This is a genomic window from Mitsuaria sp. TWR114, assembly GCF_007997345.1.
Genome location: NZ_VOSR01000261.1, coordinates 1 through 7938, shown reverse-complemented (window position 1 = coordinate 7938; position 7938 = coordinate 1). Strand labels below are relative to the sequence as shown.

The following is a 7938-nucleotide window of genomic DNA, read 5'->3' as shown; positions in this document are numbered from 1 at the left end:
CGAGCGCGTGCCCATCGCCGATGTCAGCTACTTCGTCGTGGCGGTGATGATCCAGCGCGAGTCGGGCGGCAACCTGGCCGAGCTGCTCGACAAGATCGCCGCGCTGGTGCGCGACCGGCTGCGGCTGCTCGGCGAGATCCGCACGCTGTCGGCCGAGGGGCGGCTGTCGGCGCTGATCCTGACGGCGCTGCCCTTCGGCGTCGGGCTGGTCGTCAACCTGGTGAATCCGGAGTTCATGGCCGTGCTGTGGAACGACCCGCTGGGGCTGCGCATGGTGGCGGTGGCGCTGGCGATGATGGCGCTGGGCATCTTCTGGATGCGCCGGATCATCAGGATCCGCGTCTGACGCGGCCACGCACGAGCGAAGCAGGGAGACCGACGATGTCCGCGATGCAATGGATGATGCTGGGGCTGGTCTTCATCGTCGTCGTGACGGCGGTGCTGGGCGTGGGCGCGCTGCTCAGGCCCGATCCGGCGCGGCAGCGGCTGCGCGCGCTGGAGGGCGGGCCGGCCGCGAAAGGGCCTTCGGGCGAACGCTTCCTTCAGGTGGTCGCCGACCTGACCCGGCCGATCGGCAAGCTGTCGATGCCCGAGGAAGGCTTCGAGAAATCCAGCATCCGGCTGCGCTTCGTGCACGCCGGCATCCGCAGCCCGATCGCCGCCTCGGCCTTCTTCGGCCTGAAGACGCTGCTGACGCTGGGCCTGCCGCTGGCGGCCTTCGCGGCCCTGTCCACCGGCGGCGACATGCCGCGCGGCGCGGCGCTGATGCTGGTGCTGCTGGTGCTGGCCTGCGTCGGTTACTACGGCCCGAACCTGGTGCTGGGGCACCTGGTGACGGCCCGCCAGCGCGAGATCTTCGAGGCCTTCCCCGACGCGCTGGACCTGATGACCGGCGAGCCGAGTTGAGCGAGAACGCGTCGACGAGACCGCCTTCCCCGATCACGACCGGAATTCCGGCGTGACCAGCATCGCGGAGGCCCAGGCGTTGTCCCGGTCGCGGTAGCGCTTGTAGATGCGGCGCCGCGCCAGGCCGAAGGCCGCGTTCAGCGAGTGGCTGCGCAGCAGCATCCGGTAGAAGAGCCTCGCCTGCAGCGCCGCCGTGCGGTCGTTGACGCGGCAGCGATAACCCAGCACCGCATGGATGCCGGCGGCCGCGGCCAGCGCCGCGAAGCCCGAGTTGCCGCTCTCGCAGCTGCTCAGGTAGACGAAGCGCGCCTCGCGCATGTAGCTGACGATGTCGCCGAAGTCGATGCCCTCCGGCTCCTCCGCCGGCCCGATGAACAGGAAGCCGGTGCCGCCGCGCTGCTGCGCGCCATGGCGCTGGAAGCAGGTGTGGCCGGCGAAATGGATCAGGTCCCAGCTGCCCTCGCGCAGCGCCGCGTCGAGCGCCGCGCGCGTCACCGGCCCGTCCATGCCGAGCACGCGGATGTTGTCCTCGTAGAACAGCGGCTGGCCGGTGCGCGTGTCGCGGGTCGTCAGCAGCTTGCGCACCCGCGCGCATTCGAGCCGCACCGAGGTCAGCGGATCCAGCCGCACCTGCCCGCCCAGCAGCTTCGCGCTGAACACGCTGCCATGCGTGTCGGCGCAGATCAGCAGCGCGCGCCGCGCCGCGGGCGGTCCGGAGAACAGGTCCTGGCTCGCGTCGCCATCGCTTTCCAGCAGGCGCCGCGCCACCGAGGCGGCCTGCGCCAGCCAGGGCTCCGGCCGCAGCGACGGATCGAAGACCGCCTCCAGCATCAGCGGATAACAGGCCTCCGACACCGCGAAGGTGAGCCGGTCCGGCAGCTCGCGCCCGGCATCGCCGAGCTGCATCGCCGCGGCGGCGCGGCCAGCTCGCGCTGGACCTTGAAATGTGGGTTCTCGTCGCACAGCGCGATGCGGATGCTTTCGCCGATGTCGGAGAACTCGTCGTACCAGTCGGGCTGGAACATGTGCTGCGCCTCCCAGCGCATCCAGGCCGAGCGCGGCACGGTCAGCATGCCGTCGCCATGGAACTTGAAACCGATGCCGTCGATGTCGAAGCTCCAGCCGGTCTCGCTGGCCTTGACGCGGATCGCCAGGCAGGGATCGACGCGCTGGCCGGGCTGCAGCAGCTCGAGCGCGAAGCCGCCGGCGGTGCCCGGATCGGCATAGGCGGTCAGGCCCGGCACGCGCGCGCTCTCGCGCTGCAGCTCCGAGGTCAGCGCCGGCGCCAGCAGCATCATCGGCGTCTGCGTCAGCAGCCGGGCCTTGCGGCAGAAGTCGAGACCGCCGCCGTCCTCCACCACCGCGCCGGCATCGGCCGCGAGGCGGCTGCCGACGATGACGAAGTCGAAGCGCTGCTGCTGCAGCTGCTCCAGGGCGGTCTCGCAGGTGGTCTCCTGCTGCACCGCGTGCGCGCCGAAGCGCCGCAGCTGCTTCTTGATCTGCTCGACCTCGATGCCTTGCTGCTGCGGACAGAACACCAGGAGGAAGTCAGCCATGAGCGATCCCCCTTGGGAAACCGAGCACGAATTCGGTCTCGCCATCGGCCAGCGCGTGGATGCGCAGGCTGCCGCCCTGGTTGCGCATCAGCTTGTCGAGCAGCGGATGAGCCAGCCGCAGATCCGCCTGCGCCGCCTCGGGCGCCGCGAAACGCGTGCCGTGCCGACGGGCCGGTGGCAGCTTGCCGCGCAGGCGCAGGAAGACTTCCCGGTCGTCCGGCACCAGCGTGAGCTGCACCGTCGCCGTCTCCGGCGCCGCGCGCAGCAGCACCGACAGCAAGCTCTCCACGACGATGTGCATCTGCGTGTGGTCGGCCTCGACCTCGACCCGCCGCGCCGCCGAGACCAGCCGCACCTTCTCCCGCTCCGACGCGGCCAGGCTGGCGAGCAGCGCCTCCAGCTCGCTGTCGAGCTGGACCGTGCTGACCGCGCGCGCGGCGACGCGGGCCTCGCGGTTGTACATGGCCAGGCGCGTGAAGGCATGCTTCACCCGGCCCAGTTGCCGCAGGACCGTCTGCAGGTCGCGGGCCCGGTCCGGGTCGCGCGCGGCGCCAGGACGATGCGCCGACTCGAGCTCGCTTTCCAGCCAGGACATCGCCATGCCCAGCGGCGCCTGCGTCTCGACGGCCAGCTCGTAGGCGGTCTCCTCCAGGAACTCGAGCTGCACCGACCGGCGGATCGGCCGCAGGTCGCGCGCGATGAACACATGGCCGCCGAGCTTGCCGGGAAAGTCGCGCCGGGTGACGAAGACCGAGCTGGGCGCCTCCCCCATCCCGCCCGACGCCTCGGAGCCCTGGGCGGCCTCCGCCGCCGCGTCCTCGCAGGCCGGGCGGCGCACGTGCAACTCCCCGAGCCGATCACCGGCCTCGGTGCCCTGCAGCAGCGCCACCAGCGGCTGCGGATCCTGGAACAGGTCGATCAGACTGCGCCCCTCGAGCGCCTTGCGACGCGCGCCGAACAGCGCTTCCGCGGCCGGATTGACCCGGCGGATCCGCAGTTTCGCGTCGGTGGCGATGACCGGATCGGCGACGTTGTTCACGCACTCGGTCATCAAGGTCAGGTCGCTGATGCGCTCCATCGCGCCGGCAACCTCGTGGGCAATGTCGGTCAGCTGCCGGACATGCTCGCGCGAGAACGCGTTGACCCGGGGATCGTCGACGTTGACGATGAAGCGCACCCGCTCGCCCTCGGAGAACAGGATGGGCACCGCCAGTTCGGAGCGGATCGGCTCGCCATCGGGCGTGCGCAGGTAGTCCGGGTCCTGCGAGACATCCGGGATCTTCTGCGCCGTCATCGTCCGCGCCACGCGGCCGAGGATACCCACGCCCAGGTGCTGCGCGTAGTCGCCCCAGACGGTGCCGGTATCGACCGCGCACCCGTCGTCGCCGCGGCGCGCCGAGGCCACGCGCACGATGGACTCGCGCGCGCTGTTGATGCGGAACAGCGCGACGTGCTGCCAGTCGAAGATCTCGATCAGCGCGTCGGCCAGGCAGCGGCAGGCGCCCTGGATGTCGACGCAGCGGTTGAGCGCGCGGAACATCCGCAGCTGGCGCCGGTCGCGCTCCTGGGCCGCGTGGTCCAGCGCGCAGAGCACCGTCTCGACCAGCGGCAGCTGGTTGAACAGCGTCTGATGGGACTCGCCGTAGGCATCGCGTTCGCGGCTGAGCAGGGTCAGGATGGCGACGGTGCGCTCGTCGCTGCCCTGCCCGCGGGTGATGCGTCGCCACATGCTGGACTTCAGCTCCATCGCGCGCATCTGGCGGCAGATCGGCTCGTCGGCCATGTCGGACCAGGGCGGCGCGCTCATCACCGCGTCGAAGTCGTGGATGCCGCCGTCGTTCGCTTCCATGAAGGCGCGTTGCGCGTCGTTGAGCTCGTACCAGGCGGTCGGCACATCCTGGCGGAAGGGCGGGTGGTTGAAGACGATCTCCGATTCCCAATGCTCGCCGTCCGCGACGACGCGGGACACCAGCATCAGGTCGTAGGGCAACTCGCTGCGCAGGGCCTCGGCCATCCGCGGCAGCAGGTCCGGGCGTCCGGCGTGGCTCAGCGTCAATTCGCGCAGCCGGTCGGTCAGCACCTGGTGCTGCAGGCTGCGGAAGAACCCCAGCGAGCCGACCACCGCGCCCCGCGCGTCCATCAGCGGCAGGCCGGTGACCTCGACGGCGACCTGGCGGCCAGGGTCGTCCAGGCGCGTCAGCGTGACGCGATAGGCGCCGAGCTCGCCGTTGCGTCGACCGCGTGTCTCTTCGTCGAGGATGCGGCCGGCCTCGCCGGCGAAGAGCTGGTCCAGGCGCAGTTCGTCGACATGGGCGGCGCCGCTCATGTCCAAGGCGGCGGCATTGGCGTAGAGCACGCGGTTCGCGAGGTCGCGCTGGATCACGGCGATGCGTGAGCCGTCGAAGACCGCCCGCTTCATCTGCCCCAGCAGCGCGGCCGCCGCGGCGGACGTGGGCCGCTCGTGCGCGGAGTCGTCCATGAGGGCCTCCCTGGCCATCGCTGGCCGCCAGTCCCGTCTGTCAACGGCCCGAAGGCTACGCCGATTGCGCGCGCGGCGCGCCTGACAACATAGGGATCCGACGCCCTCCGAGGCCGATTTCATCGGCCTTCGCAGCGATTCCGTGGCGGAGATGCCACGTCGCGCGGCCTCGGCCGCGAGCGGACGGCCCCGCCGCGACGGCCCAGCGCGCCGGTCCGGCGCCCGCAAGCGCAGGAGTCGGTGGGCGCGCTGACTCATGTCCGGCAGGACCGGCGGGAAGTCCACTCATTCGATTGCGCCGCGGGCGTGGCGCGCTCGCGGACGTCCTCGTAGAGTGACTGCCCGTCCCTACCGACGCCGACCATGAAGACTTCTCCCCTCCCCGCCGATCCGGGCATCCACATCGCGTGGTGGAACACCGGCCTGTCGCCGACGCGCGTCCCGGACCGCGCTGGACCGGCCCATTTCCAGGCAGCCGCGCAGGTGCTGCGACACCTGATCGAAGTGGTCCGGGCGGACGTGATCGTGCTGGGCGAGATGGCCGAGCGCAGCATCGACGGACTGCACGACGCCTGCCCGATCGCGCGGGCGGACTACACCTGGCTGAAGGCCTTCCACCCAGCGGGACGGAGCCGCTTCTCGCAATGCGTCCTGAGCCGGACCGATCGCATCACGGTGGAGTTCGACCGGTCGATCATCCAGGACGAGGGAGGCGGGATCCGCAAGGTCGGCCAGGCCTTCCTGGTCCGCCTGCGCGATGGCAACCAGCCGCTGCACCTGATCGCATCGCACTGGCCGAGCCGGCTGTTCATGGACCGGCACGATGTCGAACGGACGCACCTGGCCGCTTTCCTGCGTCGCTGGATCGACGACCAGATCCTGAGGTACCTGCCCGATGCGAACGTCGTCCTGGTCGGCGATTTCAACGATGAACCCTTCGACGAGGGCATGGAGCGCTATCTCCATGCAAGCCGCGATCGCGACCGGGTGAAGCGGAACCGGCGGCTCTTCTACAACCCCTTCTGGCGGCATCTCCACGCCTTTCCGCCGGGCGCCGCCGAGGATCGCAGCTGCGACCCGGGCACCTACTTCCACGCTGGCGGCCGCTTTTCCCACTGGCGCACCTTCGACCAGTTGATCGTCTCGTCCTCGGTGCTCTGCGGACGGTTCGGCTGGCGCCTGAACGAGGCGAACACCCGGGTCGCTCCCCTGCCGGCGCTCGAGTCGAGCGACGACCCCCTCGCCCCGCATCCCTTCTTCGACCACCTTCCCATCGTCGGACATTTCGAAAGGCAGCCCTCATGATCGACTTCGCGAAAAGCATCCATCAAGGGCTCAACGCCGCCTCCACCGCGGACGGCGAGCGCGCCGAGATCCGCGGCATCCTCGATCGACTGGACATCGCCATCCAGAGCGCCACCTTCGGCAAGGCCCGGCTGCATGTCGGCGAGTTCCACAACGCCCAGGACGAGCGGGTGATGAGCATCGCGGACCAGCGGGAACGCCTCGTGATCCAGAGCACCGAGAACGACCGGGAAGGCCGGATCATCGCCGGCTGGACCACCGGCACCGAGGGCGACTATCCGGTGACCCTGGTCTACAACTTCCTGAGCATCCCGTGCTCGCATGGCGACGAGCTGATGGAGGAACTGAGCGTCCTGCTCGAAACCGCGCGCGTGGGTCGGGCGATCCGCCAGTTCGCCGCTTGATCACCCCCTGATCGCCCCCGATACGGCCCATCGCAGCGCCCCAAAAGACGAAGGCGGACATCCTTTCGGATGCCCGCCTTACCCATTGACGTCCGGCTTGCGCCTCTGCAATCCACCACCAGAAACCTGGACCGCATGACCGAAAGAATAGGGGCGCCGGCTCGCCCTCGGAAGCCGGGTTCGGCGCAAGGCGGCGGCAGCGATCCGCTGATCAGCCTGTCAGGCGTCGCCTTACAGGTCCGACGCCGAGTGCCCGGGTGCTACTCGCCCGACGCGGATGCCGGCCCCTTGAGCAGCCGGTACAGCGTGTTGCGACCGATGCCCAGCCGCCGCGCGGCCTCCGAATGGTTGCCGCCGCAGTCCGCCAGCACGCGGCGGGCGTGGGCCCGCGACTGCTCGCGCAACATCGCCGGGGGCGCCGGACGTCCATCCGCAGCGCGGGCGAACTCGGGACTCCCCTCGGCCTCGGCGGCGACCGGCCGCTCCGGCCGCAGCACCGGAATCGGCAGCGGCGCGCCCTGGTCCAGTTCCTCGACGAGGTCATCCGGCAGGTGCCCGCGGCGGATGACCGACTCGCCGGGCTCCATCAGCGCGCAGGCGATGCGCAGGGCCTGTTCCAGCTGCCGGACGTTGCCCGGCCAGCGATAGGCCATCAGCTCGCGCGCCAGCGGCGGATCCAGTTCCACCCGCCGCGCCGGCTCGATCGCCGCCAGCAATCGCGCCACCAGCATCGGCAGGTCCTGGCGCTCTCGCACCGGCGGCAGGCAGAGTGTCAGCCCGTTGAGCCGGTAGTACAGGTCCTCGCGGAACAGGCCCTGCGCGACCAGCTGACGCAGCGGCCGGTGGCTCGCGCCGATCAGCTGGAAGTCCACCGCCACCGCCGGCCCGCCGCCCAGCGGCTGCACCTGCCGGTCCTGCAGCACGCGCAGCAGCCGCGCCTGCAGGGGCAGCGGCATGTCGCCGATCTCGTCGAGGAACAGGGTGCCGCCATGCGCTTCCCTCAGCCGCCCCTGCGCGCCATCGCGCGAGGCCCCGGTGAAGGCGCCGGGCCGGTAGCCGAAGAGCTCCGCCTCGATCAGCGACTCCGGCAGGGCCGCGCAGTTCACCGCGACATAGGCCCGGCCACGTCGCGGGCCGCTGTCGTGGACGGCGCGCGCGAACAGGTCCTTGCCCACGCCGGACTCGCCCTGCAGCAGCAACGGGATCGGCTTGTCCAGCACCCGCCGCGCCCGCATCACCGCCTGGTGCATCGCCGCGTCGCCAAGGTCCAGCAGATGCAGCGCATCGG

At 70.7% G+C, this 7938-nt stretch carries 8 protein-coding genes; 4 read left to right on the top strand and 4 right to left on the bottom strand.

The window, feature by feature from the left end; genetic code table 11:
• Both FUT87_RS11385 and FUT87_RS11380 read left to right on the top strand, forming a co-directional pair.
• A partial coding sequence (locus FUT87_RS11385; RefSeq protein ID WP_186830484.1) for a type II secretion system F family protein occupies nucleotides 1–346 on the top strand: 346 nt, incomplete at its 5' end.
• 35 nt (nucleotides 347–381) lie between these two features.
• Entirely contained in the window at nucleotides 382–906 is a 525-nt protein-coding gene (locus FUT87_RS11380; protein WP_147241093.1) for a hypothetical protein, read from the top strand.
• A gap of 33 nt (nucleotides 907–939) precedes the next feature.
• Here FUT87_RS11380 and FUT87_RS11375 read toward each other — a convergent pair whose 3' ends face one another.
• The 3 genes from FUT87_RS11375 to FUT87_RS11365 are packed head-to-tail and all read right to left on the bottom strand — an operon-like array spanning nucleotide 940 to nucleotide 4941.
• Complete coding sequence (locus FUT87_RS11375; protein WP_147241092.1) at nucleotides 940–1812, bottom strand: CHAT domain-containing protein; 873 nt, start codon at nucleotides 1810–1812, stop codon at nucleotides 940–942.
• On the bottom strand, nucleotides 1737–2462 hold the full coding sequence (locus FUT87_RS11370; RefSeq protein ID WP_147241091.1) for a hypothetical protein: 726 nt from the start codon (nucleotides 2460–2462) through the stop codon (nucleotides 1737–1739). The genes FUT87_RS11375 and FUT87_RS11370 overlap by 76 nt, the downstream gene beginning before the upstream one ends.
• Entirely contained in the window at nucleotides 2455–4941 is a 2487-nt protein-coding gene (locus tag FUT87_RS11365; protein WP_186830483.1) for a PAS domain-containing protein, read from the bottom strand. The genes FUT87_RS11370 and FUT87_RS11365 overlap by 8 nt, the downstream gene beginning before the upstream one ends.
• Nucleotides 4942–5304: 363 nt before the next feature.
• On the opposite strand from FUT87_RS11365, the gene FUT87_RS11360 reads away from it, so the two are divergent.
• Nucleotides 5305–6246, top strand: a complete 942-nt coding sequence (locus FUT87_RS11360; RefSeq protein WP_183483112.1) for an endonuclease/exonuclease/phosphatase family protein — start codon at nucleotides 5305–5307, stop codon at nucleotides 6244–6246.
• Nucleotides 6243–6650, top strand: coding sequence for a hypothetical protein (locus FUT87_RS11355; RefSeq protein ID WP_147241088.1), 408 nt, complete (start codon nucleotides 6243–6245; stop codon nucleotides 6648–6650). Before FUT87_RS11360 ends, FUT87_RS11355 begins: the two co-directional genes overlap by 4 nt.
• A 260-nt stretch (nucleotides 6651–6910) precedes the next feature.
• On the opposite strand, the gene FUT87_RS11350 is transcribed toward FUT87_RS11355, so the two are convergent.
• Nucleotides 6911–7938 (bottom strand): sigma-54-dependent Fis family transcriptional regulator (locus tag FUT87_RS11350; RefSeq protein ID WP_147241087.1); only part of this gene is annotated, 1028 nt, incomplete at its 5' end.